Source organism: Azohydromonas aeria (assembly GCF_009760915.1).
In the GTDB taxonomy this organism is placed as follows: Bacteria; Pseudomonadota; Gammaproteobacteria; order Burkholderiales; family Burkholderiaceae_C; genus Azohydromonas; species Azohydromonas aeria.
This window is the reverse complement of sequence record NZ_VIDQ01000026.1, coordinates 33,345-56,127: the sequence shown is the minus strand read 5'-3', so window position 1 is coordinate 56,127 and position 22,783 is coordinate 33,345. Positions and strand designations below refer to the sequence as shown.

21 protein-coding genes and 1 tRNA gene are annotated in these 22,783 nt (G+C 69.0%); 9 read left to right on the top strand and 13 right to left on the bottom strand.

The annotated features are described in order from the left end of the window. The first annotated feature begins 97 nt into the window (after window positions 1–97). From FJ694_RS16645 to FJ694_RS16625, 5 genes are read left to right on the top strand one after another with little or no spacing between them, the layout of a single operon-like run. Window positions 98–1,192 carry a glycosyltransferase gene (locus tag FJ694_RS16645; protein ID WP_198320866.1) on the top strand — a complete coding sequence of 365 codons (1,095 nt, stop codon included), beginning with the start codon at window positions 98–100 and terminating at the stop codon, window positions 1,190–1,192. Between the two features lie 41 nt (window positions 1,193–1,233). Continuing rightward, window positions 1,234–2,346 carry a Gfo/Idh/MocA family protein gene (locus tag FJ694_RS16640; RefSeq protein ID WP_157268361.1) on the top strand — a complete coding sequence of 371 codons (1,113 nt, stop codon included), beginning with the start codon at window positions 1,234–1,236 and terminating at the stop codon, window positions 2,344–2,346. After that, window positions 2,343–3,272: a hypothetical protein gene (locus FJ694_RS16635; RefSeq protein WP_232540074.1), complete on the top strand. Its 930-nt coding sequence runs from the start codon at window positions 2,343–2,345 to the stop codon at window positions 3,270–3,272. Before FJ694_RS16640 ends, FJ694_RS16635 begins: the two co-directional genes overlap by 4 nt. Next, window positions 3,269–3,733 carry a glycosyltransferase family protein gene (locus FJ694_RS16630; protein WP_157268360.1) on the top strand — a complete coding sequence of 155 codons (465 nt, stop codon included), beginning with the start codon at window positions 3,269–3,271 and terminating at the stop codon, window positions 3,731–3,733. The genes FJ694_RS16635 and FJ694_RS16630 overlap by 4 nt, the downstream gene beginning before the upstream one ends. Beyond that, a complete protein-coding gene (locus FJ694_RS16625; RefSeq protein WP_157268359.1) occupies window positions 3,730–4,215 on the top strand; it encodes a glycosyltransferase in 486 nt (161 codons plus the stop codon). The genes FJ694_RS16630 and FJ694_RS16625 overlap by 4 nt, the downstream gene beginning before the upstream one ends. Here the strand turns inward: FJ694_RS16625 and ubiE are convergent. After that, entirely contained in the window at window positions 4,205–4,936 is a 732-nt protein-coding gene (gene ubiE / locus FJ694_RS16620) for a bifunctional demethylmenaquinone methyltransferase/2-methoxy-6-polyprenyl-1,4-benzoquinol methylase UbiE (RefSeq protein ID WP_157268358.1), read from the bottom strand. The genes FJ694_RS16625 and ubiE overlap by 11 nt on opposite strands. Before the next feature lie 34 nt (window positions 4,937–4,970). Continuing rightward, on the bottom strand, window positions 4,971–5,381 hold the full coding sequence (locus FJ694_RS16615; protein ID WP_157268357.1) for a gamma-butyrobetaine hydroxylase family protein: 411 nt from the start codon (window positions 5,379–5,381) through the stop codon (window positions 4,971–4,973). Window positions 5,382–5,521: 140 nt separating this feature from the next. Between FJ694_RS16615 and FJ694_RS16610 the strand changes: the two genes are divergently transcribed. Further along, window positions 5,522–6,085, top strand: coding sequence for an MgtC/SapB family protein (locus FJ694_RS16610; RefSeq protein ID WP_157268356.1), 564 nt, complete (start codon window positions 5,522–5,524; stop codon window positions 6,083–6,085). A 36-nt stretch (window positions 6,086–6,121) separates the two neighbouring features. Here FJ694_RS16610 and FJ694_RS16605 read toward each other — a convergent pair whose 3' ends face one another. From FJ694_RS16605 to secA, 3 genes are all read right to left on the bottom strand, one after another. Beyond that, a complete protein-coding gene (locus tag FJ694_RS16605) occupies window positions 6,122–10,060 on the bottom strand; it encodes a DUF3683 domain-containing protein (protein ID WP_157268355.1) in 3,939 nt (1,312 codons plus the stop codon). A 180-nt stretch (window positions 10,061–10,240) separates the two neighbouring features. Next, entirely contained in the window at window positions 10,241–11,470 is a 1,230-nt protein-coding gene (argJ, locus tag FJ694_RS16600; protein ID WP_157268354.1) for a bifunctional glutamate N-acetyltransferase/amino-acid acetyltransferase ArgJ, read from the bottom strand. 30 nt (window positions 11,471–11,500) lie between these two features. Then, a complete protein-coding gene (secA, locus tag FJ694_RS16595) occupies window positions 11,501–14,233 on the bottom strand; it encodes a preprotein translocase subunit SecA (RefSeq protein ID WP_157268353.1) in 2,733 nt (910 codons plus the stop codon). 185 nt (window positions 14,234–14,418) lie between these two features. On the opposite strand from secA, the gene FJ694_RS16590 reads away from it, so the two are divergent. After that, the gene (locus FJ694_RS16590) at window positions 14,419–14,721 is read left to right on the top strand and encodes a hypothetical protein (RefSeq protein WP_157268352.1); all 303 of its coding nucleotides are present in this window, start codon (window positions 14,419–14,421) and stop codon (window positions 14,719–14,721) included. A gap of 96 nt (window positions 14,722–14,817) precedes the next feature. On the opposite strand, the gene FJ694_RS16585 is transcribed toward FJ694_RS16590, so the two are convergent. From FJ694_RS16585 to petA, 6 genes are all read right to left on the bottom strand, one after another. After that, window positions 14,818–14,893: transfer RNA gene (locus FJ694_RS16585), tRNA-Thr, on the bottom strand. Window positions 14,894–14,935: 42 nt separating this feature from the next. Further along, window positions 14,936–15,469 carry a ClpXP protease specificity-enhancing factor gene (locus tag FJ694_RS16580; protein WP_157268351.1) on the bottom strand — a complete coding sequence of 178 codons (534 nt, stop codon included), beginning with the start codon at window positions 15,467–15,469 and terminating at the stop codon, window positions 14,936–14,938. A gap of 4 nt (window positions 15,470–15,473) precedes the next feature. Then, window positions 15,474–16,091, bottom strand: a complete 618-nt coding sequence (locus FJ694_RS16575; RefSeq protein ID WP_066331796.1) for a glutathione S-transferase N-terminal domain-containing protein — start codon at window positions 16,089–16,091, stop codon at window positions 15,474–15,476. Between the two features lie 120 nt (window positions 16,092–16,211). Next, a complete protein-coding gene (locus FJ694_RS16570; RefSeq protein ID WP_157268350.1) occupies window positions 16,212–16,982 on the bottom strand; it encodes a cytochrome c1 in 771 nt (256 codons plus the stop codon). Window positions 16,983–17,005: 23 nt separating this feature from the next. Continuing rightward, window positions 17,006–18,406 (bottom strand): cytochrome b, encoded by a 1,401-nt coding sequence (locus FJ694_RS16565; RefSeq protein WP_157268349.1) that lies wholly within the window; start codon window positions 18,404–18,406, stop codon window positions 17,006–17,008. A 25-nt stretch (window positions 18,407–18,431) separates the two neighbouring features. Further along, entirely contained in the window at window positions 18,432–19,031 is a 600-nt protein-coding gene (petA, locus tag FJ694_RS16560) for a ubiquinol-cytochrome c reductase iron-sulfur subunit (RefSeq protein ID WP_157268348.1), read from the bottom strand. Between the two features lie 209 nt (window positions 19,032–19,240). On the opposite strand from petA, the gene mscL reads away from it, so the two are divergent. Continuing rightward, a complete protein-coding gene (gene mscL, locus FJ694_RS16555) occupies window positions 19,241–19,705 on the top strand; it encodes a large conductance mechanosensitive channel protein MscL (protein WP_157268347.1) in 465 nt (154 codons plus the stop codon). Window positions 19,706–19,727: 22 nt separating this feature from the next. Here mscL and pdxA read toward each other — a convergent pair whose 3' ends face one another. After that, window positions 19,728–20,777 (bottom strand): 4-hydroxythreonine-4-phosphate dehydrogenase PdxA, encoded by a 1,050-nt coding sequence (pdxA, locus tag FJ694_RS16550; protein ID WP_232540073.1) that lies wholly within the window; start codon window positions 20,775–20,777, stop codon window positions 19,728–19,730. A gap of 5 nt (window positions 20,778–20,782) precedes the next feature. Beyond that, window positions 20,783–21,535 carry a Nif3-like dinuclear metal center hexameric protein gene (locus tag FJ694_RS16545; RefSeq protein WP_157268346.1) on the bottom strand — a complete coding sequence of 251 codons (753 nt, stop codon included), beginning with the start codon at window positions 21,533–21,535 and terminating at the stop codon, window positions 20,783–20,785. Window positions 21,536–21,551: 16 nt separating this feature from the next. Between FJ694_RS16545 and FJ694_RS16540 the strand changes: the two genes are divergently transcribed. Continuing rightward, window positions 21,552–22,736, top strand: a complete 1,185-nt coding sequence (locus FJ694_RS16540; RefSeq protein ID WP_157268345.1) for a S1C family serine protease — start codon at window positions 21,552–21,554, stop codon at window positions 22,734–22,736. Window positions 22,737–22,783: the final 47 nt, after the last annotated feature.

The window sequence follows — 22,783 nt, the reverse complement described above, 5'->3', positions numbered from 1 at the left end:
CGTCCGATCCAGCCTCTGGTTTCATGCCGGCCTGTTATTCGGCCGCCCACCTTCAATCGTATTTCACCCGGATTCATTTCGTGAATGGAGCATTTCATTGAAGGTCTTGCACATCATCAATGGCGAATATTATGCCGGCGCCGAGAAGGTGCAGGATCTGCTCGCCCTCGGCCTGAGCGAGCTGGGCCACGAGGTGGATTTTGTCTGCTTCAAGCCGAACAAGTTTCCGGCCTTGCGCTCGGGCCAGGACATTTGCCTGCATGAAATGCCGATGCGCCACCGCCTGGATCTGGGCCAGGCGCGCCGCGTGGCCGCTCTGGTACGCGACGGGCATTTTCAATTGCTGCACACCCATTCTCCGCGCGGCGCCATGATCGGGCGCATCGTCAGCGCGATTTCCGGCGTGCCGATGGTTCACCACGTGCACAGCCCGGCGGCGCGCGACGGCGAGGCCCGGTTCATGAATCGCGTCAACAGCATGGTCGAGCGCTGGAGCGCCGCGTCGCTGCCGGCCGTGATTCCGGTGTCGCGCAGCCTGGAGCGCTATCTGGTCGGACAGGGTTTTCCGCCGGAGCGCATATTCACGGTGCCCAATGGCGTGCCCACGCCCGGCCCCTTGCCGCAGCGCCCGCCCCCGAGCGCACCCTGGCGCATCGGCACGGTGGCGCTGTTCCGACCGAGAAAAGGGCTGGAGATATTGCTGCGCGCCGCGGCGCTATTGCTGGCACAGCGGCGCTCCTTTCGCATCGTCGCGGTGGGTGGTTTCGAGACGCCGGCCTATGAGCAGGACATGAAAGCCCTGGCAAACTCGCTCGGCATCGAGGCCCACGTCGAATGGCAGGGTTTCACGCGCGACGTGAACAAGGCTTTGTCCGGCCTGGACCTGATGGTATTGCCGAGCTTGTATGGCGAAGGCATGCCGATGGCCGTACTGGAAGCCATGGCGGCCGGCGTGCCGGTCGCAGCCTCGGACGTGGAAGGCATTCCGGAAGTATTGGAGCACGGCCGGACCGGCCTGGTGGTGCCGGCCGGCGACGAGCAGGCACTGGCCGTGGAAATTGCTGCGCTGATGGACGGGCGCCACGACTGGCATTCATTGCGCGAAAACGCCTACCAGGTGCAGTCGCAGCGCTATTCGTCACGCAGCATGGCCCGGGGAGTGTCCGAAGTCTATGCGCAGGTCGTGTCCTGAGCGGCACGGCAAATCAGATCATTGGCAGCAGGAAACAGAGCATGATTAAAACTGCAGTATTGGGCCTGGGCAAGATGGGGTTGTCCCATCTGGCCATCGCGCGTGCCCACCCCGATATCGAGCTGGTCGCCGGCTGCGATTCGAATACTTATCTCACCGACGTGCTGTCGCAATATGCCGGGCTCAAGTGCTACGCCGATTTCGACCGCCTGCTGGCCGAGGAGAGCCTGGAGGCGCTGATCATCGCCACGCCGTCCCGGATCCATGCCGCGATGGTGAAGAAGGCCCTGGACCGCGGGCTGCACGTGTTCTGCGAGAAGCCTTTCGTGCTCGACCCGGCCGAGGGCGTGCCGCTGGCCGAGCAGGCCGAGCAGCGGCGGCTGGTGAACCAGGTGGGCTACCACTACCGTTTCGTCGGCGCCTTCCGCGAGGCGGCGCGCATCGTGGCCAGCGGCGCGCTGGGCGAGGTGCACCACGTGCGTGCCGAGGCCTACGGCCCCGTGGTGCTGCGCCCCAGCGGCTCGACCTGGCGCTCGGCCAAGACCGAGGGCGGCGGCGCGCTCTACGACTACGCCTGCCACGCGCTGGACCTGCTCAACTTCGTGGCCGGCACGCCCGCCGGCGTGCAGGGCGTGGCGCGCCACAGCGTGTTCTCGCGCGACGTGGACGACGAGGTTTACGCGCTGTTCCGGTATCCCAATGGCGCCAGCGCGCAACTCAGCGTCAACTGGAGCGACGACAGCCACCGGAAAATGTCCACGACCCTGTCGGTATGGGGCACGCGCGGCCGCCTCACGGCCGACCGGCAGGAATGCCAGATTTACCTGCGCGAGCCGCACGACGCCCTTCCCGGCGCGCCCAAGGGCTGGTCGGTGCGCTACACCACGGATTTGACGCAGGAGGTCTGGTACTACCTGCGCGGCGAGGAGTATTCGGCGCAGGTGGACCATTTCGTGCAGAACATCAAGCACGGCCGGCTTGACGGCGAGAATTCCTTCCGCTCCGCCCTGGAAACCGACCGGCTGGTGGCCATGCTGCTCGAAGCCGAGAATGTGCCGGCCGCGCAGCGCGCCGCGGGAATTCACTCCACCCCCACGCCCACGCCGGCACGGCGCGGAAAACTCTGGGCCCGCCTGGTCGGGGAGCGGCCATGAGCACGCCGCGCGGTGACGTTCAACCCCTTTTGAAACCTCGGGCCGGAGTGAATGGCATGGATCGGGTGCTTTTTGGCGACAACCAGTTTTTTGGCGTGAACCACATGTCCGAGGAAAAGGCGCGGGCGCAGGCCATGCGTTTTCAGGACACGGCCGCCATCATCCAGGTGCTGGATGCGGCTTACCAGGAGGGCATTCGCACCTTCATGTGCACCACGCATGACCGCGTGGCGGAAGTTTGCGATCATTTCCGTGCCAACCGGGAAAAATATCCGGACTACACGTTCTACCCCTGCATGCCCTATGCGCACAAGTATGCCAATGCCGTGACCGAGCATGGCATGCTCGAAGCGCTGCGCAAGTTCTTGCCCGAGGAAAACTCGCTGGGCGCGATGCTCAAGGGCGGCATGGCGCTGGCCAACAAGGACATCGAAAAGATTTTGCAGTTGCTGGTCGATGCGGAAATGAAAATGTTCCGCGGCCTGAACACGCCGGTGATCTTTCTTCAGAACGTGATCACCGATCTTTTCCTAGGCTTGAATCTGAAACCGGTATTGCGCATGTTCCACGACCATGTGCGCAAGGCCTATGGTGCCGAGCCGGGCTACATCACCATGAACCTGCCTCGGCTGCTGGACGTGCTCGACGAATTGGGCATCGAGAACCCGATCGTCTGCGCCAACATCAACAAGATCGGTTTTCGCATGTGCGGCGGCATTCCCGCTTACGAGCAGGCCATCGCGCAGCGGCGTTTCCGGCCGGTGGCGATGTCGGTATTGGCCTCGGGCGCCATTCCACCCGAGGAGGCCGTGGCCTACGTTTGCGGCCAGCCGCGCATCGAATCGATCGTGTTCGGCGCGTCGTCGCGCGCCAATATCCGTCACACCAAGCAGCTCATCGACCAGATGAGCATGGCGCTGGCATGAAGCTGGTGGTCGGCGCCTCGGCGGGCGGGCATGCCAATGAACTGCAGATCCTGCTGCGCCATGCCCAGGACGCCTGGCCGGCGCAGCCCGCCGCCTACGTCACGACCATGGCTATCGCGGCCTCGGGCTTCGAGGCTGGCGGCTGCCCGGTGCATGTGGTGGGCGAGTGCGACCGGCGCAAGCCGTTACAGGCGGTGGCGGTGCTGGGCCGCACGCTGTGGCTGGCTTGGCGCGAGCGCCCGGACGTGGTGGTGACCACCGGCTCCATGCCGCTGGCGCTGTTCTGCATCTGGTCGAAGCTGCTGGGCGCCAAGGTGGTGTGGATCGACAGCGTGGCGCAGATCGAGGCGCTGTCGGTCAGCGGGCGGCTGATGCGCCGCGTCGCCGACCTGTGCTTGGCGCAGTGGCCGGCGGTGGCGGCGCGCTATCCGGGCGTGGAGTACGCCGGGGAGGTGTTGTGATCCTGCTCACCGTCGGCAGCATGTTTCCCTTCGACCGGCTGGTGCGCGAGGTCGATGAACTCGCGGGCGCGGGCCGGCTCGACGACGAGGTGGTGGCGCAGATCGGCGATGGCCGGTACGAGCCGCGGCACATGCCGTTCCACCGCTTCCTGTCGCGGCGCGAGTTCGAGGGCCTGTTCGGCCGCGCCGAGCGGCTGGTCAGCCATGCGGGCGCCGGCACGATCGCCATGGCGCTGCAGCACGGCAAGCGGCTGCTGGTGGTGCCGCGGCTGGCGCGCCACGGCGAGCATGTCAACGACCACCAGATCGCCACTGCGCGCCGCTTCGAGGAGCTGCAGCACGTGCTGGTGGCGTACGAGCTGGACCAGATCCCGGCGCAGCTGCAGGCGCTGCGCGGCTTCGAGCCGCGCCAGCGCGTGGCCGCGCCGCAGCGGCTGGCCCAGCGCATCGGGCAGTTCCTGACCTCTCAGCTCAGCACTTGATGCCCACGTGCAGCGCCACCACGCCGGCGCTGAGGTTGTGCACGTCCACGTGGCCGAAGCCGGCCGTCTTCATCATGGCCTTGAGCGTGGCCTGGTCCGGGTGCATGCGGATCGACTCGGCCAGGTAGCGGTAGCTGTCGGCGTCGCCGGCCACGAGCTTGCCCAGGCGCGGCAGCACCTGGAACGAGTACCAGTCGTAGGCCTTCTGCAGCGGCGCGGCCACCTTGGAGAACTCCAGCACCATGAGCCGGCCGCCGGGCTTGAGCACGCGCGCCATCTCGGCCAGCGCGGCGTCCTTGTGCGTCATGTTGCGCAGGCCGAAGGCCACGCTCACCAGGTCGAAGCTGCCGTCGGGAAACGGCAGCTTTTCGGCGTCGCAGATGGTCGTGGGCAGCACCAGCCCGGAGTCGAGCAGCCGGTCGCGCCCGGTGCGCAGCATGGCCTCGTTGATGTCGGTGTGCACCACCAGGCCGCTCGTGCCGACCCTGGGCGCGAAGGCGCGCGCCAGGTCGCCGGTGCCGCCGGCGATGTCGAGCACGCGCTGGCCCTCGCGCAGGTTGGCCACCGCCACGGCATAGGCCTTCCAGGCGCGGTGCAGGCCCATGGACATCAAGTCGTTCATCACGTCGTACTTGGAAGCGACGGAATCGAACACGCCGCGCACGCGGCGCGCCTTCTCCTGCTCTTCGACGGTCTGGAAACCGAAATGGGTCTGGCTCATGGGGTGGGAAGGCCTCGTGTCGTGTCGGGTCGGGTCAGTGGTGATGGCCGCAGGCGCCGCCGGACTTCTCGGCCATGGGCGCGTCGCGCTCCACGCCCGCGGCCTGCAGCCGCGCCTCGTAGTCCTGCCACAGCTTGTCCTGCTGCGAGCCCAGGAAGTACAGGTACTCCCAGGTGAAGATGCCGGAGTCGTGGCCGTCGGAGAAGGTGGGCTGCACGGCGTAGTGGCCCACGGCCTCGACGGCGGTGATCTCGACGTGGCGCTTGCCGGTCTGCAGCACCTCCTGGCCCGGGCCGTGGCCCTGCACCTCGGCCGAGGGCGAATACACGCGCAGCAGCTCGAAGGGGATGCGGAAGGTCGAGCCGTCGTCGAAGCTGACCTCCAGCTGCCGGGACTGCTGGTGCACGGTCAGTGCGGTGGGTTGGTGCTGGGCTTGGCTGCTCATGGGGACTCTCGGGACTCTTGGGCTGACGGGGCGCCGCGCGGCGCAACAAGCCTTCGATTATCCCGCCGGCTGCAAGCCCTGCCCGCGCGCACGTGCAGGCACGGCATGGACGGTGCGGCCCGTGACGCTACGCTGACGTCATGAGTTGGACACAAGTGATGGAGACGCTGCGCTCGGAGTTCGCCGACCTCAACGACGTGGAGCAGCTGACGCGGGTGAGCACGCGGCTGGTGGTGGCGGTGCTGCTGGGCGCGGCCATCGGCTGGGAGCGCGAGCGCCGGCACAGCGCGGCGGGGCTGCGCACGCACATGCTGGTGGCGCTGGGCGCGGCGCTGTTCGTGGTGGCGCCGGCGCAGTCCGGGCTGGATGCGGACGGCATGAGCCGCGTGCTGCAGGGCGTGATCTCGGGCATCGGCTTCCTGGGCGCGGGCGCGGTGCTCAAGCTCAGCGACCAGGGCGAGATCCGCGGCCTGACCACGGCGGCGAGCATCTGGGCCACCGCGGCCATCGGCGTGGCGGTGGGCTCCGGCCGCGAGGCCACCGGGCTGCTGGCCACGCTGATCGTGCTGATGATCCTGGGCGTGGTGGCGCGCATGGAGGTGTACCAGTCGCAGCGCGACGCCACGGCCGTCACCGAGGCCGACACTGCCCCGCCGCCGCGGCCCCGGCGCCGCGCCACGGACGCCACCGACGAGGAGGCGTGACGGCAGCGACAGCGCGGGCAGCGGCGGCGTCGGGCCTCAGACCAGCACGCGCTCGATGCCGCCAGCGTTGGCGCGGGCCACGTACTCGGGCATCCAGTTCTCGCCCAGGATCTTGCGGGCCATCTCGATGACGATGTAGTCGGCCTGCAGCAGCCCGCTGTCGAGGTCCTCGCCGTAGCGGCTGAGGCCCTGCAGGCAGCTCGGGCAGGAGGTGAGGATCTTGATGTCCTCGCCGGCGCCGACCTGGCCCGAGGCGCGCAGCGCGGCCTCGCTCTTGCGCAGTTCCTCGGTCTTGCGGAAGCGCACCTGCGTGGCGATGTCGGGCCGGGTCACGCCCAGCGTGCCGCTCTCGCCGCAGCAGCGCTCGCTCTTCGTGACGCCATCGCCCAGCAGCGCCTTGACCGTCTTCATCGGCTCCTGCTGCTTCATGGGCGTGTGGCAGGGGTCGTGGTAGAGGTAGGTGCCGGCGTTGTCGAGCTTGATGCCCTTCTCCAGCAGGAACTCGTGGATGTCCACGATGCGGCAGCCGGGGAAGATCTTGTCGAACTCGTAGCCCTGGAGCTGGTCGTAGCAGGTGCCGCAGCTCACCACGACGGTCTTGATGTCGAGGTAGTTGAGCGTGTTGGCCACGCGGTGGAACAGCACGCGGTTGTCGGTGATGATCTTCTCGGCCTTCTCGAACTGGCCGCTGCCGCGCTGCGGGTAGCCGCAGCACAGGTAGCCCGGCGGCAGCACCGTCTGCACGCCCGCGTGCCAGAGCATGGCCTGCGTGGCCAGGCCCACCTGGCTGAAGAGGCGCTCCGAGCCGCAGCCCGGGAAGTAGAACACCGCCTCGGAGTCGGCCGTGGTCGCCTTCGGGTTGCGGATGATCGGGACGTAGTTCTTGTCCTCGATGTCCAGCAGCGCCCGCGCCGTCTTCTTCGGCAGGCCGCCGGGCAGCTTCTTGTTGACGAAGTGGATCACCTGCTCGCGCACGGGCGATTTTTCATGCGTGGCCGGCGGCGCGCTGGTTTGCTTGCGCGCGGGCAGCTTGAACAGGTCATTGGCGAAGCGCTGCGCCTTGAAGCCGATGTCCACCATGGCGCTGCGCGCCAGGTTGATGGTGGCCGGGTTGGTGGCGTTGAGCATGAACATCGCCGCGGCGTTGCCGGGCCTGAAGCTCTTCTGGCCCATCTTGCGCAGCAGGTTGCGCATGTTCATCGACACGTCGCCGAAGTCGATCTTCACCGGGCAGGGCGTGGCGCACTTGTGGCACACCGTGCAGTGGTCCGACACGTCCTCGAACTCCTGCCAGTGCTTGATCGACACGCCGCGGCGCGTCTGCTCCTCGTACAGGAAGGCCTCGACCAGCAGCGAGGTGGCCAGGATCTTGTTGCGCGGGCTGTAGAGCAGGTTGGCGCGCGGCACGTGCGTGGCGCACACGGGCTTGCACTTGCCGCAGCGCAGGCAGTCCTTGATCGAGTCGCTGATGGCGCCGATGTCGCTCTGCTGCATGATCAGCGACTCGTGCCCCATCAGCCCGAAGCTGGGCGTGTAGGCATGCGCGAGGTCGGCGGCGCGCACGTCGGGCCCCAGCGCATGCGGGTCGCGCAGCAGCTTGCCCTTGTTGAAGCGCCCCTGCGGATCGACGCGCCGCTTGTAGTCGGCAAAGCCCTGCAGCTCCTCGTCGGTGAGGAACTCCAGCTTGGTGATGCCGATGCCGTGCTCGCCCGAGATCACGCCGCCCAGGCTGCGCGCCAGCACCATGATGCGCGCCACCGCCTCGTGCGCGGCCTGCAGCATCTGGTAGTCGTCGGAGTTGACGGGGATGTTGGTGTGCACGTTGCCGTCGCCGGCGTGCATGTGCAGCGCCACCCACACCCGCCCGCGCAGCACCTGCTGGTGGATGCGGCGGCACTCGGCCAGGATGGGCGCGAAGGAGGCGCCGGCAAACAGGCCCTGCAGCGGCTTGTAGACCTGCGTCTTCCACGACGCGCGCAGCGTGCCGTCCTGGATCAGCTCGAAGAAGCTGCGGATGCCCTCGGGCTGCGCCGCGTCGAGCTGCGTGAGCCACTGCGACCACAGCGCGCGCACCTCGCGCAGCAGCTGCAGCGCCTGCTGCACGCGGTCCTCCAGCAGCTCGGCGCTGGGGATCTCGCTGGCATCGTCGCTCTTGCCCAGCGGCAGGTTGCCGCGGGTGAAGAAGGTTTCCAGCGCATCGATCAGCTGCAGCTTGTTGCGCAGGCTCAGCTCGATGTTGATGCGCTCGATGCCGTTGGTGTACTCGCCCATGCGCTCCAGCGGGATCACCACGTCCTCGTTGATCTTGAAGGCGTTGGTGTGCCGGGCGATGGCCGCGGTGCGCTTGCGGTCCAGCCAGAACTTCTTGCGCGCGTCGGCGCTGACGGCGACGAAGCCCTCGCCGCTGCGGCCGTTGGCCAGGCGCACCACCTCGCTGGTGGCGCGCGCCACGGCCGCGTCGTCGTCGCCGACGATGTCGCCGATGAGGACCATCTTGGGCAGCCCGGCAGCGCTACCGGTGCCGTTGGCCACCGCGCGCTTGCTCTTGGTGGCGTAGCCCACGGCCTTGAGGTAGCGGTCGTCCAGGTGCTCCAGGCCGGCCAGGATCGCGCCGCCGGCCTTGGCCTGCGCGAACATGTAGTCCTTGATCTCGACGATCGAGGGCACCGCCTCCTTGGCGTTGCCGAAGAACTCCAGGCATACGGTGCGCGTGTACGCGGGCATGCGGTGCACCACCCAGCGCGCGCTGGTGATCAGGCCGTCGCAGCCTTCCTTCTGGATGCCGGGAATGCCGGCCAGGAACTTGTCGGTGACGTCCTTGCCCAGGCCTTCCTTGCGGAAGATGCTGCCCGGCACCTCGATGGTCTCGGTGCGCTCCAGGTGCTTGCCGCTGGCGTCGAAATAGCGCAATTCGAAACGCACCTGCGGCGCGTCGTGGATCTTGCCCAGGTTGTGCTCCAGGCGCACCACCTCCAGCCACTTCGCTTCGGGCGTGACCATGCGCCAGGAGGCCAGGTTGTCCAGCGCCGTGCCCCACAGCACCGCCTTCTTGCCGCCGGCGTTCATGGCGATGTTGCCGCCGACGCAGCTGGCCTCGGCCGAGGTCGGGTCCACCGCGAAGACGTAGCCCGCGCGCTCGGCGGCGTCGGCCACGCGCTGCGTGACCACGCCGGCGCCGGTCCAGATGGTGGGCACCTTGTGCGCGACGCCGGGCAGGTCGACCAGCTCGACCTCGGTCATCTGCTCCAGCTTCTCGGTGTTGATGACCGCGCTCTTCCAGGTCAGCGGCACGGCGCCGCCGGTGTAGCCGGTGCCGCCGCCGCGCGGGATGATGGTCAGGCCCAGCTCGACGCAGCCGGCCACCAGCGCGGCCATCTCGGCCTCGGTGTCGGGCGTGAGCACGACGAAGGGGTACTCCACGCGCCAGTCGGTGGCGTCCGTCACGTGCGAGACGCGCGAGAGGCCGTCGAACTTGATGTTGTCCTTGGCCGTGTGCCGGCCGAGCACGCGGCGCGCGCGCCGGCGCAGCTCGTCCACCTCGGTGAAGGAGGCGCCGAAGTCCGCCACCGCCCGGCCGGCCAGCGCCAGCAGCTCGCCCACCAGCGCGTCCCGCTGCGGATCGATGTGCGGATCGCGGCGCTTGCCGATCTCGCCCAGGCGGTGGTGCAGCGCCTGGATCAGCGCCTCGCGCCGCTTGGGGTTGTCGAGCAGGTCGTCCTGCAGGTACGGATTGCGCTGCACCACCCACACGTCGCCCAGCACCTCGTAGAGCATGCGCGCCGAGCGCCCGGTCTGGCGCTGCTCGCGCAACTGCAGCAGCAGCTCCCACGCGCGCTCGCCCAGCAGCCGCGCCACGATCTCGCGGTCGGAGAACGAGGTGTAGTTGTAGGGAATCTCGCGCAGTCGCGGCGCGTCTTCGACGGCGGCCGCCACGGCGGCGCCGGCCAGGGTGTTGACGGGAATCGGTGCGTTCATGAAAGGCGGGCGCGCGGTTCGCACCCGGTGTGAGCGCGAAAAAAAGGACTGTACCCCGCACAGGGTTTCCCCCGGGATGGAGGGGACAGGCGGGGCGCGGGGCGCCAGGGAAGCGGCGCCGGCTGGAGAGATGCCGTCAGCCCGGCGGCGGCGCGAGGCCGGCCGCGGGCGCGGGCTGCGTCAGGAGCGGTAGTCGGCGTTGATGCTGACGTAGTCGTGCGACAGGTCGCAGGTCCAGACGGTGGCGCTGGCGCCGCCGCGGTGCAGGTCCACCCGCACCGTGATCTCGGACTGCTTCATCACGCGCTGGCCGTCGGCTTCCTGGTACTCGGGATGACGGCCGCCGCGCACCACCACGTGCACGTCGTCCAGGAACAGGTCGATCAGGCCCTGGTCGAGGTCGTCGATGCCGGCATAGCCGACCGCGGCCAGGATGCGGCCCAGGTTCGGGTCGCTGGCGAAGAAGGCGGTCTTGACCAGCGGCGAGTGCGCGATGGCATAGGCGGCCAGGCGACACTCGTCCTCGCTGCGCCCGCCGTCGATGCGCACGGTGATGAACTTGGTGGCGCCCTCGCCGTCGCGCACGATGGCCTGCGCCAGCTGCTGCGACACGGCGACCACGGCCTCGCGCAGCGCCTGCCCCTCGGCCGAGTCCAGCGCCGTGATCTCGGCGTGGCCGGCCTGGCGCGTGGCGATCAGGATGAACGAGTCGTTGGTGGAGGTGTCGCCGTCGATGGTGATGCGGTTGAAGCTCGCGTCGGCGGCCTCTTTCACCAGCGGCTGCAGCAGCGCCGGGGCGATCACGGCGTCGGTGGCGACGAAGCCCAGCATCGTGGCCATGTTGGGCCGGATCATGCCGGCGCCCTTGCTGATGCCGGTGACGGTGACGGTACGCCCGCCGATGCTCACCTGCCGCGACGCGGCCTTGGGCAGCGTGTCGGTGGTCATGATGCCCTCGGCCGCCAGCGCCCAGGCGTCCTCCTGCAGAGCGTCCAGCGCCGCCGGCAGCCCGGCCTCGATGCGCTCCACCGGCAGCGTCTCCATGATCACGCCGGTGGAGAACGGCAGCACCTGCTCGGGCGCCAGGCTGAGCTGGCGCGCCAGCGCGATGCAGCTGCGCCGCGCGCGCACCAGGCCGTCCTCGCCGGTGCCGGCGTTGGCGTTGCCGGTGTTGATGACGATGGCGCGCACGCCGCTGCCCGCGGCCAGATGCTCGCGGCAGACCTGCACCGGCGCGGCGCAGAAGCGGTTGCTGGTGAACACGCCGGCCACGGCCGAGCCCTCGGCCAGCGTCATCACGGTCAGGTCGCGGCGATTGGCCTTGCGCACGCCGGCCATGGCGGTGCCGATGCGCACCCCCGGCACGGGCGCGAGCGTGGCGGGATCGGGCGCGGTCAGGTTCACGGGCATGGGTTCGATTCCTTCAGGGGGCGGCCCGGCTCAGTTGAGCTTGCCGTGGCACTGCTTGTACTTCTTGCCGCTGCCGCAGGGGCAGGGATCGTTGCGGCCGACCTTGGGCACCTCGGCCACGGCCGTGTCCTGCGACACCGAGCCGTCGTCGTTGGGGTGCGTGTAGGTCACGTTGCCGACGTGGCCGGCACGCTCCTCGATGGCCTCGGCCGCCTGCGCGACCTGCTCCTGCGACTGGATGCGCACCGTCATGAGCACGCGCGTGACCTCGGTCTTGACCACGTCGAGCAGCTGGCTGAAGAGCTCGAAGGCCTCGCGCTTATATTCCTGCTTGGGGTTCTTCTGCGCGTAGCCGCGCAGGTGGATGCCCTGGCGCAGGTAGTCCAGCGCCGCGAGGTGCTCGCGCCAGTGCGTGTCGATGGACTGCAGCAGCACCATGCGCATGAAGGGCGTGAACTGCTCCGCACCCACCAGCGCCACCTTGGCGGCAAAGGCCTGGTCGGCGGCGACCACCACCTTCTCGACGATGTCCTCGTCGGTGACGGACTGGCTGCCCTCGACCATGGACTTGAGCGGCAGCTCGATCTGCCACTCGTCGCGCAGCGCGCGCTCCAGGGCGGCCAGGTCCCACTGCTCTTCCAGGCTCTCCGGCGGCACGTGCTCGCGCACCAGCGACGTCATGGTGCTGCGGCGCAGGTTGGCGATCTGGTCGTCCAGGTTCTGCGCTTCGAGGATGTCGTTGCGCTGCTGGTAGATGACCTTGCGCTGGTCGTTGGCGACGTCGTCGTACTCCAGCAGCTGCTTGCGCACATCGAAGTTGCGGGCCTCGACCTTGCGCTGCGCGCTCTCGATGGAGCGGGTGACGATGCCGGCCTCGATCGCCTCGCCTTCGGGCATCTTCAGCCGGTCCATGATGGCGCGCACGCGGTCGCCCGCGAAGATGCGCATCAGGGAGTCATCGAGGCTCAGGTAGAAGCGCGAGCTGCCCGGGTCGCCCTGGCGGCCGGAGCGCCCGCGCAGCTGGTTGTCGATGCGCCGGCTCTCGTGGCGCTCGGTGGCGATGATGCGCAAGCCCCCGGCGGCCTTGACCTGGGCGTTGAGCCCCGCCCACTCGTCGCGCAGCTGCTGGATGCGGCGCGCCTTCTCGTCGGCCGGGACGCTGTCGTCGGCTTCGAGGAACTGCACCTGCTTCTCGACGTTGCCGCCGAGCACGATGTCGGTGCCGCGGCCGGCCATGTTGGTGGCGATCGTGATCACGCCCGGGCGGCCGGCCTGGGCCACGATCTCGGCCTCCTTGGCGTGCTGCTTGGCGTTGAGCACCTGGTGCGGCAGCTGGGCCTTTTGCAGCAGGCTGGAGACGATCTCGGAGTTCTCGATCGAGGTCGTGCCCACGAGCACCGGCTGGCCGCGCTGGTGGCAGTCCTTGATGTCCTCGATGACCGCGTTGTACTTCTCGGGCGTGGTCTTGTAGACCAGGTCGAGCTCGTCCTTGCGGATGGTGGGCTTGTTGGGCGGGATCACCACGGTCTCCAGGCCGTAGATCTCCTGGAACTCGTAGGCCTCGGTGTCGGCCGTGCCGGTCATGCCGCCGAGCTTGGCGTACATGCGGAAGTAGTTCTGGAACGTGATCGAGGCGAGCGTCTGGTTCTCGCTCTGGATCTGCACGCCTTCCTTGGCCTCCACCGCCTGGTGCAGGCCGTCGCTCCAGCGCCGCCCGGTCATGAGGCGGCCGGTGAACTCGTCGACGATCACCACCTCGCCGTTCTGCACCACGTAGTGCTGGTCGCGGTTGTAGAGGTGGCGCGCCCGCAGCGCCGCGTACACGTGGTGCATCAGCGTGATGTTGGCCGGGTCGTAGAGGCTCGCGCCCTCGGCCAGCAGCCCGGCCTCGGTGAGGATGGCCTCGGCATGCTCGTGGCCGTCCTCGGTCAGGTACACCTGGTGCGTCTTCTCGTCCACCGTGAAGTCGCCGGGCTCGATCACGCCCTCGCCGGTGCGCGGGTCGGCCTCGCCGATCTGCTTCTTGAGCTTCGGGACCACGGCGTTGATGCGCACGTACAGCTCGGTGTGGTCCTCGGCCTGGCCGCTGATGATCAGCGGCGTGCGCGCCTCGTCGATGAGGATCGAGTCCACCTCGTCGACGATGGCGTAGTTCAGCCCGCGCTGGCTGCGGTCGGCGACCTCGTAGACCATGTTGTCGCGCAGCAGGTCGAAGCCGAACTCGTTGTTGGTGCCGTAGGTAACGTCGGCGGCGTAGGCGGCCTGCTTCTCCTCGCGGCCCAGGCCCGGGACGTTCACGCCCACGCTCAGGCCCAGCCAGTTGTAGAGCCGCCCCATCCACTCCGCGTCGCGGCGCGCGAGGTAGTCGTTGACCGTGACCACGTGCACGCCCTTGCCGGGCAGCGCATTGAGGTACACCGGCAGCGTGGCCATGAGCGTCTTGCCCTCGCCGGTGCGCATCTCGGCGATCTTGCCCGCGTGCAGCGTCATGCCGCCGATGAGCTGCACGTCGAAGTGGCGCATCTTGAGCACGCGCTTGCCGGCTTCGCGCACGGTGGCAAAGGCCTCGGGCAGCAGCGCGTCCAGCGTCTCGCCCTGGGCCAGGCGCTGGCGGAACTCGCCCGTCTTGGCCTGCAGCGCCGCGTCGTCGAGCTTCTCGAACTGGGGCTCCAGGGCGTTGATCTGCTCCACCACGCGCCGGTACTGCTTCAGGAGGCGGTCGTTGCGACTGCCGAAAATCTGGGTCAGGAGCTTGGGCAACATGCGCTGGAAATTGGGGAAATGAGCCGCGAATCGCCGCGGCGGGCAAGCCGGGCAGTTTATCACCCGGGTCCAGGGCGCCCGGTGCCGGCAAGCCCCGCGCCGGCCGGGATGTCAAGGCCCCCGAAGGTGGCTTTGCCGCACCCCGAAGGGGGAGCCGGCATGGCGCTGGCTACACTCGGCGGCCTATGGCCACCACCCTGCCGCCCGCCCTGCCGCTGTCGCAGGTGCTCAACGAGAACGCCGCGCTGCAGCGCCTGGCGCAGCGGCTGCGCGAGTCGAACCAGCGCTTCGAGGTCGCCACGCGCGCGCTGCCGCTGGCGCTGCGCCAGCAGCTGCGCGCCGGCCCCGTGGACGAGGAAGGCTGGACGCTGCTGGTGTCCAGCGCGGCGGTGGCCGCCAAGCTGCGCCAGCTGCTGCCGCGCATCGAGCAGCAGCTGCGCGACGCGGGCTACGGCGACAAGCGGGTGCGGATCCACTTGCGGCCCTGAAGCCCCGCCCCGAGGCGCCGGCGCCGGGAGCCGCGCGCGCCGTGAAAGGGAAACGGCGCGTGCTCTCGCGAGCACGCGCCGTCGTTGCGGATCTGTTGGTGCCGGCTATCCGAATCGAACGGATGACCTGCTGTTTACAAGGCAGCTGCTCTACCAACTGAGCTAAGCCGGCACGGGCACCGGCGGCCATTCTAGCCGCCGGGCCTTCACGCGATCACTTGATGCGCTTGAGCGACGGCCGGCCCGGCGCCGGCGGCTCCGGCGGCGTCTCGGGGGCGCTCGCCTCGCCTTCGGGCGCTGCCGGAGCGGCCGGCTCCTCGGCAGCCTCGGTCGAGGCCAGGCGCAGGCCCTGCGCCGGCGCGGCCGCCGGCGTGCCGGCTTCGGCCGGCGGCACCGGCGCGATGTCGGCCGAAGCGGTCGGCGCCGGGAAGGCCATGCCCTGCCCGTTCTCGCGGGCGTAGATGGCCACCACGTGGTCCACCGGCACCACGATCTCGCGCGCGCGCCCGCCGAAGCGGGCCTTGAACTCGATGAACTCGTTGCCCAGCTTCAGCCCCGAGGTGGCCTCGAAGCCGATGTTGAGCACGATCTCGTTGTTCTTCACGTACTCCAGCGGCACCTGCACGCTGCGATCGACGAAGACCGCCAGGTAGGGCGTGAAGCCGTTGTCGGTGCACCAGTCGTGCAGCGCCCGGATCAGGTACGGGCGCGTGCTGGAGCCCTGGTCGGTGGAGGCCGTCTCGCTCATGGCGTTACTTGCGCATCACCTTCTCGGACGGCGTCAGCGCCTCGATGTAGGCCGGGCGCGAGAAGATGCGCTCGGCGTACTTCAGCAGCGGCGCGGCGTTCTTGGACATGTCGATGCCGTAGTAGTCCAGGCGCCACAGCAGCGGCGCGATGGCCACGTCGAGCATCGAGAAGTCGTCGCCGAGCATGTACTTGTTCTTCACGAAGATCGGGGCCAGCTGCGTGAGCCGGTCCTTGATCTGCGCACGCGCCTTCTCCAGCTGCTTGTCGGTGGGCTTGACGGCCTGGCCGCGGCCCTCCAGCACGTTGACGTGCGTGAACAGCTCCTTCTCGAAGTTGAGCAGGAACAGCCGCACGCGCGCACGCGCCACCGGGTCGCCGGGCATGAGCTGCGGGTGCGGGAAGCGCTCGTCGATGTACTCGTTGATGATGTGCGACTCGTACAGGATGAGGTCGCGCTCGACCAGGATCGGCACCTCGTTGTACGGGTTCATCAGCGCGATGTCTTCGGGCTTGGCGAAGAGGTCGACGTCGCGGATCTCGAAGTCCATGCCCTTCTCGAACAGCACGAAACGGCAGCGGTGCGAGTAGGGGCAGGTCGTTCCGGAGTAGAGCACCATCATGGCTAGCGGCTCCTAGGTTTGGCTCTTCAGAAAATGATGAAGCGCAGTGGGCGGCGACGCCACCCACTGCGCGGACTGGTTCGGCTTGCGAGGGCCGGATTATTCGCTACCGCGGCGGACTTACTTGATGTCCTTCCAGTAAGCGGCGTTCAGGCGCCAGGCGATGAAGGTGAACAGGCCCAGGAACAGCAGCACCACCACGCCCAGGCGCACGCGCTGCTTCTGCACCGGCTCGCCCATCCACTGCAGGTAGGCCACCAGGTCGCCCATGGCGCTGTCGAACTCGGTGGCGCTCATCTTGCCCGGGGTGACCTGCTCGAAGCCCTTGAACACGTGCACGGTCTTGGTCGCGTCGTGCGGGTCCTTCTCGTCGGCGTACTTGGCCACGCGCTGGCCCTGCAGCTCCCACAGCACGTGGGGCATGCCCACGCTGGGGAACGCCAGGTTGTTCCAGCCGGTGGCCTTGGTGTCGTCGCGGTAGAAGGTGCGCAGGTAGGTGTAGAGGTAGTCCGCGCCGCTGCCCTTGGAGCCGTCGGCGCGCGAGCGCGCGATGACGGTCAGGTCCGGCGGCGTGGCGCCGAACCACTCCTTGGCCTGGCGCGCGTCGAGCGACACCTTCATCAGGTCGCCCACCTTGTCGGAGGCGAACATCAGGTTGCCCTTGATCTGCTCGTCGGTCAGCCCGATGTCGCGCATGCGGTTGTAGCGCATGAACGCCGCCGAGTGGCAGTTGAGGCAGTAGTTGACGAAGAGCTTGGCGCCGTTTTGCAGCGCCGCCACGTCGTTGACCTTCTCGGCCGGGAACTTGTCCCAGGCGATGCCGCCGCCGGCGGCAAAGGCCGAGGAGGCCATGGCCAGCGAGGCCAGGAGGGAAAGGATGAACTTTTTCATTCGAGCTTCTCCGGCTTGCCGCCTCAATGCGCCTTGAACACGACGCGCTCGGGCACCGGCTTGAATTCACCGATACGGCTCCACCACGGCATCAGCAGGAAGAAGCCGAAGTAGAACAGCGTGCCGACCTGCGCCACCAGGGTGCCCAGGTCCGACGGCGGCTGGATGCCCAGGTAGGCCAGCACCACGAAGAAGACCACGAACACGGCGTACAGCGCCTTGTGCCAGGTCGGGCGGTAGCGGATCGACTTGACCGGGCTGTAGTCCAGCCACGGCAGGAAGAACAGGATGATCACGGCGCCGCCCATCACCACCACGCCCCAGAACTTGGCGTCGAAGGTCTTGAGCAGGGCCACGGCCACCAGGGCGCCCACGAGCACGCCGACCTTGGCCTTGCCCGGCAGACGGCCCTTGAGCACGGCCAGCACCGCGGCCGCGGCGATGATCACGGCCAGCACGTTGACCATCGGGTCGGTGGTTGCGCGCAGCATCGAGTAGAACGGCGTGAAGTACCACACCGGCGCGATGTGCGCAGGCGTCTTCAGCGGGTCGGCCGGGATGAAGTTGTTGTACTCCAGGAAGTAGCCGCCGAACTCGGGCGCGAAGAACACCACCGCGCTGAAGGCCATCAGGAACACGCTCACGCCGAAGATGTCGTGCACCGTGTAGTACGGGTGGAACGGGATGCCGTCGAGCGGGCGGCCCAGCGCGTCCTTCTTGGCCTTGATCTCCACGCCGTCGGGGTTGTTGGAGCCCACCTCGTGCAGCGCGATGATGTGCGCCACCACCAGGCCCAGCAGCACCAGCGGCACGGCAATGACGTGGAAGCTGAAGAAGCGGTTGAGCGTGGCGTCCGACACGACGTAGTCGCCGCGGATCAGCAGCGCCAGGTCCGGGCCGACGAAGGGCACGGCGGCGAACAGGTTCACGATCACCTGCGCGCCCCAGTAGCTCATCTGGCCCCAGGGCAGCAGGTAGCCCATGAAGGCCTCGGCCATCAGCGCCAGGAAGATGGCGCAGCCGAAGATCCACACCAGCTCGCGCGGCTTGCGGTAGCTGCCGTAGAGCAGCCCGCGGAACATGTGCAGGTACACCACCACGAAGAAGGCCGAGGCGCCGGTGGAGTGCATGTAGCGCACCAGCCAGCCCCAGGGCACGTCGCGCATGATGTACTCGACCGATGCGAAGGCAACGTTCGCATCGGGCTTGTAGTGCATCACCAGGAAGATGCCGGTGACGATCTGGATCACCAGCACCAGCAGCGCCAGCGAGCCGAAGATGTACCAGAAGTTCAGGCTCTTGGGAGCGTAGTACTCCGCCAGGTGCTCCTTGTAGAGCTTGGAGGCCGGGAAGCGGTTGTCCACCCAGTTCAACAGCTTCTGGGCGGCCGGCGCGTCGGCGGGAACGGTCTTGAATTCAGCCATGAGGTGTTCTCCGGGAGCCTGAGCGTCAGGCCTTCTTGTCCTCGCCGATCAACAGCTTGGTGTCCGACAGGTACATGTGCGGCGGCACCTCCAGGTTGTCGGGCGCCGGCTTGTTCTTGAAGACGCGTCCGGCCATGTCGAAGGTCGAGCCGTGGCAGGGGCACAGGAAGCCGCCCAGCCAGTCGTCGGGCAGCGAGGGCTGCGCGCCGGGCTGGAACTTGTCGCTGGGCGAGCAGCCCAGGTGCGAGCAGATGCCCACGGCCACCAGGATCTCCGGCTTGATCGAGCGGTGCTCGTTGCGCGCGTACTCGGGCGTGAGTTCCGCCGGGTTGCGCTGGGACTTCGGGTCCGCCACCTGCGCCTCGACCTTCTTCAGGCCCGCGAGTTGCTCCGGCGTGCGCTTGACGATCCACACCGGCTTGCCGCGCCACTCCACGGTCATCTTCTCGCCGGGCTTGAGCGCGCTGATGTCCACCTCGACGGCGGCACCAGCGGCCTTGGCACGCTCGGAGGGCGCGAAGGTGCTGACGAACGGCACGGCTGCGGCCACACCGCCAACAGCACCCGCGCCACAGGCAATCGCCACCCACGTGCGGCGGCCTTGGTCGACTTCAGGCTTTGTCATAGCTTCCTCGGGAACTTGTCCGGACTTTCAGGGGCAACCCTAGATTCTAGCGGGCGAGGATTGACACAAAGCCTTTCGGATGGCTGACGCGCCCGACATCTGTCACGTTTCGCGACGGGCGCTTTGACGCGCGTCAACCCCGGGCCAAACTCCCTGCCGCCGGGCGTCGCCCCGGCGCTACAACGTGGGCAACAAGAAAGGGCCAGCCGATGAGTTTCGTTTCCGAGTTCCGCGCCTTTGCCATGAAGGGCAACGTGGTCGACCTGGCGGTCGGCGTGATCATCGGCGCGTCGTTCCAGCGCATCGTCGACTCGGCGGTCAAGGACCTGTTCATGCCCATCGTCGGCCGCCTGGTCGGCGGGCTGGACTTCACGAACTACTTCATCCGGCTGGGCGACCCGCCGCCCGGCTACAGCGGCCCCATGACCTACGAGGCGCTGACCAAGGCCGGCGTGCCGCTGTTCGCCTACGGCAGCTTCATCACGGTGGCGCTGAACTTCCTGATCCTGGCCTTCGTGATCTTCCTGATGGTCAAGCAGATCAACCGGCTGCGCCGCGAGGAGCCCGCCCCGCCGCCGGCCGCCACGCCCGACGCCGCGCCCGAGGACATCGTGCTGCTGCGCGAGATCCGCGACGCGCTGCAGCGGCCCGCCGCGCCTGAGACGCCGCGCTGAAGCTGAAGGAACGCCGCCGGCTTCAGCCGCCGGCGCTCAGCGCCAGCGCCATGCGCAGCGCCGCGCGCAGGCTGGCGTCGTCGGCCACGCCGCGCCCGGCGATGTCGAAGGCCGTGCCGTGGTCCGGGCTGGTGCGCACGAAGGGCAACCCCAGCGTGACGTTGACGCCCTCCTCCACGCCCAGGTACTTCACCGGGATCAGGCCGTGGTCGTGCGTCATCGCCACCACCAGGTCGAACTCGCCCGGGTGCCGCGGCGGCGCGTGGCGCGCGCGCATGAACACGGTGTCAGGGGCGTAGGGCCCGCGCGCGTCGATGCCTTCCGCGCGCGCCGCCTGCACCGCCGGCGCGATGAAGCGCACTTCCTCGTCGCCGAACAGCCCGCCCTCGCCGGCATGCGGGTTCAAGCCCGCCACCGCGATGCGCGGCGCCGCCTGGCCCCAGGCCGCAGCGGCGCCATGCGCGATGCGGATGGTCGAGAGCACCGCGTCGAAGTCGAGCACCTCCAGCGCCCGGCGCAGCGCCATGTGGATGGTGACCAGCACCACCCGCAGCTCCTCGTTGGCCAGCATCATGCGCACCGGCGGCGCCGCGCCGCCCGCGGGCGCGGCCAGCGCCTGCAGCATCTCGGTGTGGCCGGGATAGGGCACGCCGGCGGCCGAGAGCGCCTCCTTGTGGATCGGCGCGGTGACGATGGCGCGTCCCGTGCCCGCCTGCAGCAGCCGCACCGCGGCCTCGATGCACGCGGCCGCCGCCCGGCCCGCGCGCTCGTCGATCTGACCCCAGGGCAGCGCCTCCAACCCTCCGGGCAGGCCCGGCGGCGCCCAGACCGGAATGCAGCGCGGCGGGCAGGCGGCGAAGTCGGCGGGCGACTCCAGCACCGCGATCGGCCAGGCGGAGCCCGGCGCCAGCAGCGCCGCGGCGCGGCGCAGCGCCTGCGGGCAGCCCAGCACCAGCGCCGCGGGCGCGTCCTCGCGCATGAGTGCGCGCAGCACGATCTCCGGGCCGATGCCGGCCGCGTCGCCCATGGTCACGAGCAGCGGCTGCTGCTCCCTCGTGTCGTCGATGGGCATGGGTGTCAGGCCGGGTTGTCGATGTCGATGAAGCGGTGCTGCAAGCCGAAGCGCTCGGCCACGTGCGCGGCCAGCGCCGGCGCGCCGTAGCGCTCGGTGGCGTGGTGGCCGCAGGCCAGGAAGGCCACGCCCGTCTCGCGTGCCAGGTGCGCCTGTGGCTCCGACACCTCGCCGGTGAGGAAGGCGTCGGCGCCGGCGGCGATGGCCGCCTCGAACCAGCCCTGCGCCCCGCCCGTGCACCAGGCGATGCGCCGCAGCGGCCGCCCGTCGCCGGGCAGCACCAGCGGCGCGCGGCCCAGCCGGTCCTGGACACGCCGAGCCAGCGCCTGCAGCGGCACGCCACCGCCGTCGCCGATGAAACCCAGGTCCTGCTCGCCGAAACGCGCGTCGGCCGCCAGGCCCAGTTGCAGGCCGAGCTGCGCGTTGTTGCCCCACTCGGCATGCGCGTCCAGCGGCAGGTGGAAGGCGAAGAGGTTGATGCCGTGCGCCATCAGCAGCCGCACGCGCTCGGCCAGCCAGCCGGTGAGCCGGCCGTCCTGGCCGCGCCAGAACAGGCCGTGGTGCACCAGGATCGCGTCGGCGCCGTCGGCAATCGCCGCCTCGATCAGGGCGCGGCTGGCGGTCACGCCCGACACCAGTCGGCGCACCTCGGCCCGGCCCTCGACCTGCAACCCGTTCGGCCCATAATCCTTGAAGCGGTCCGCCGCCAGTGCCTGGTTCAGGTATTGCTCCATCTCGGCACGCTGCACGCTGCCCATTGCCCGCTTCCTTTCAATGCTGCGCAGAACCTGGCTGATTTTCTCGCAGGCCACCACCGTGGCCGTCGCGGCGCTGTTCGTCGTGAACACGCTCAAGCCGCAATGGCTGCAGCATGCGCCGGGCCAGGTCGCGCCCGAAGTCGTGGCGATTGCCAGCGCCACGCCGCCGGCGCCGGGCGCCTCGGTGCCGGGCGGTGCCGGCTACAGCGCCGCGGCGCGCGTGGCCGCGCCCACGGTGGCCAGCGTCGTGGCGCGCAAGAGCGCCGCCACGCGCCAGGGCGGCCGGCAGCCGAATCCGCACGGCGAAGACCCCTGGTTCCGCTTCTTCTTCCGCGACGGCCAGGGCCCGATGCCGCAGCAAAAGGGGCTGGGCTCGGCGGTGATCGTCTCCAGCGCCGGCTACCTGCTGACCAACAACCACGTCATCGACGATGCCGACGACATCGAGGTACAGCTCCCCGACGGCCGCCAGGCGCAGGCGCGGCTCGTGGGCGCCGACCCCGAAACCGACCTGGCCGTGCTCAAGATCGACCTGCCGCGGCTGCCCGCCATCACCTTCGGCGCCACCGAGGCGCTGCAGGTCGGCGACGTGGTGCTGGCCATCGGCAACCCCTTCGGCGTCGGGCAGACGGTGACCTCGGGCATCGTCAGCGCCCTGGGGCGCAACCAGCTGGGCATCAACACCTTCGAGAACTTCATCCAGACCGATGCCGCCATCAACCCCGGCAATTCCGGCGGCGCGCTGGTGGACACGCGCGGGCAGCTCGTGGGCATCAACACCGCCATCTTCTCGCGCAGCGGCGGCAACCTGGGCATCGGCTTCGCCATTCCCTCCGACACCGCGCGCCAGGTGATGGAGAGCCTCATCCGCGACGGCCAGGTCACGCGCGGCTGGATCGGCGTGGAGCCGCAGAACCTCACGCCCGAGTTCGTCCAGAGCTTCAACCTGCCCGTGCGCGAGGGCGTGCTCATCTCCGGCGTGCTGCAGAACGGCCCGGCCGGCAAGGCCGGCATGAAGCCCGGCGACGTGGTCACCAAGGTCGGCGAGCGGCCGGTGGCCAATACCGCGCAGCTGCTCGGCGCCGTGGCCGCGCTCAAGCCGCGCAGCGACGCCGTCATCGGCGTGCAGCGCGGCAACCAGGCGCTGGAGCTCAAGCTGACCGTGGGCCAGCGGCCCAGGCCGGGCCAGCGGGAGCCCTGATCCGCAAGCGGCTCAGGGCCCATGGCCATGAAAAAGGCGGCCCGGTC

Excerpts from the sequence above, each read along its gene's own strand:
- FJ694_RS16640 (WP_157268361.1), top strand. The coding sequence starts at position 1,234 with ATGATTAAAACTGCAGTATTGGGCCTGGGCAAGATGGGGTTGTCCCAT.
- FJ694_RS16635 (WP_232540074.1), top strand. The coding sequence starts at position 2,343 with ATGAGCACGCCGCGCGGTGACGTTCAACCCCTTTTGAAACCTCGGGCC.
- FJ694_RS16630 (WP_157268360.1), top strand. The coding sequence starts at position 3,269 with ATGAAGCTGGTGGTCGGCGCCTCGGCGGGCGGGCATGCCAATGAACTG.
- ubiE (WP_157268358.1), bottom strand. The coding sequence starts at position 4,936 with ATGAGCCAGACCCATTTCGGTTTCCAGACCGTCGAAGAGCAGGAGAAG.
- FJ694_RS16615 (WP_157268357.1), bottom strand. The coding sequence starts at position 5,381 with ATGAGCAGCCAAGCCCAGCACCAACCCACCGCACTGACCGTGCACCAG.
- FJ694_RS16610 (WP_157268356.1), top strand. The coding sequence starts at position 5,522 with ATGAGTTGGACACAAGTGATGGAGACGCTGCGCTCGGAGTTCGCCGAC.
- FJ694_RS16605 (WP_157268355.1), bottom strand. The coding sequence starts at position 10,060 with ATGAACGCACCGATTCCCGTCAACACCCTGGCCGGCGCCGCCGTGGCG.
- argJ (WP_157268354.1), bottom strand. The coding sequence starts at position 11,470 with ATGCCCGTGAACCTGACCGCGCCCGATCCCGCCACGCTCGCGCCCGTG.
- secA (WP_157268353.1), bottom strand. The coding sequence starts at position 14,233 with ATGTTGCCCAAGCTCCTGACCCAGATTTTCGGCAGTCGCAACGACCGC.
- FJ694_RS16590 (WP_157268352.1), top strand. The coding sequence starts at position 14,419 with ATGGCCACCACCCTGCCGCCCGCCCTGCCGCTGTCGCAGGTGCTCAAC.
- FJ694_RS16580 (WP_157268351.1), bottom strand. The coding sequence starts at position 15,469 with ATGAGCGAGACGGCCTCCACCGACCAGGGCTCCAGCACGCGCCCGTAC.
- FJ694_RS16575 (WP_066331796.1), bottom strand. The coding sequence starts at position 16,091 with ATGATGGTGCTCTACTCCGGAACGACCTGCCCCTACTCGCACCGCTGC.
- FJ694_RS16570 (WP_157268350.1), bottom strand. The coding sequence starts at position 16,982 with ATGAAAAAGTTCATCCTTTCCCTCCTGGCCTCGCTGGCCATGGCCTCC.
- FJ694_RS16565 (WP_157268349.1), bottom strand. The coding sequence starts at position 18,406 with ATGGCTGAATTCAAGACCGTTCCCGCCGACGCGCCGGCCGCCCAGAAG.
- petA (WP_157268348.1), bottom strand. The coding sequence starts at position 19,031 with ATGACAAAGCCTGAAGTCGACCAAGGCCGCCGCACGTGGGTGGCGATT.
- mscL (WP_157268347.1), top strand. The coding sequence starts at position 19,241 with ATGAGTTTCGTTTCCGAGTTCCGCGCCTTTGCCATGAAGGGCAACGTG.
- pdxA (WP_232540073.1), bottom strand. The coding sequence starts at position 20,777 with ATGCCCATCGACGACACGAGGGAGCAGCAGCCGCTGCTCGTGACCATG.
- FJ694_RS16545 (WP_157268346.1), bottom strand. The coding sequence starts at position 21,535 with ATGGGCAGCGTGCAGCGTGCCGAGATGGAGCAATACCTGAACCAGGCA.
- FJ694_RS16540 (WP_157268345.1), top strand. The coding sequence starts at position 21,552 with ATGCTGCGCAGAACCTGGCTGATTTTCTCGCAGGCCACCACCGTGGCC.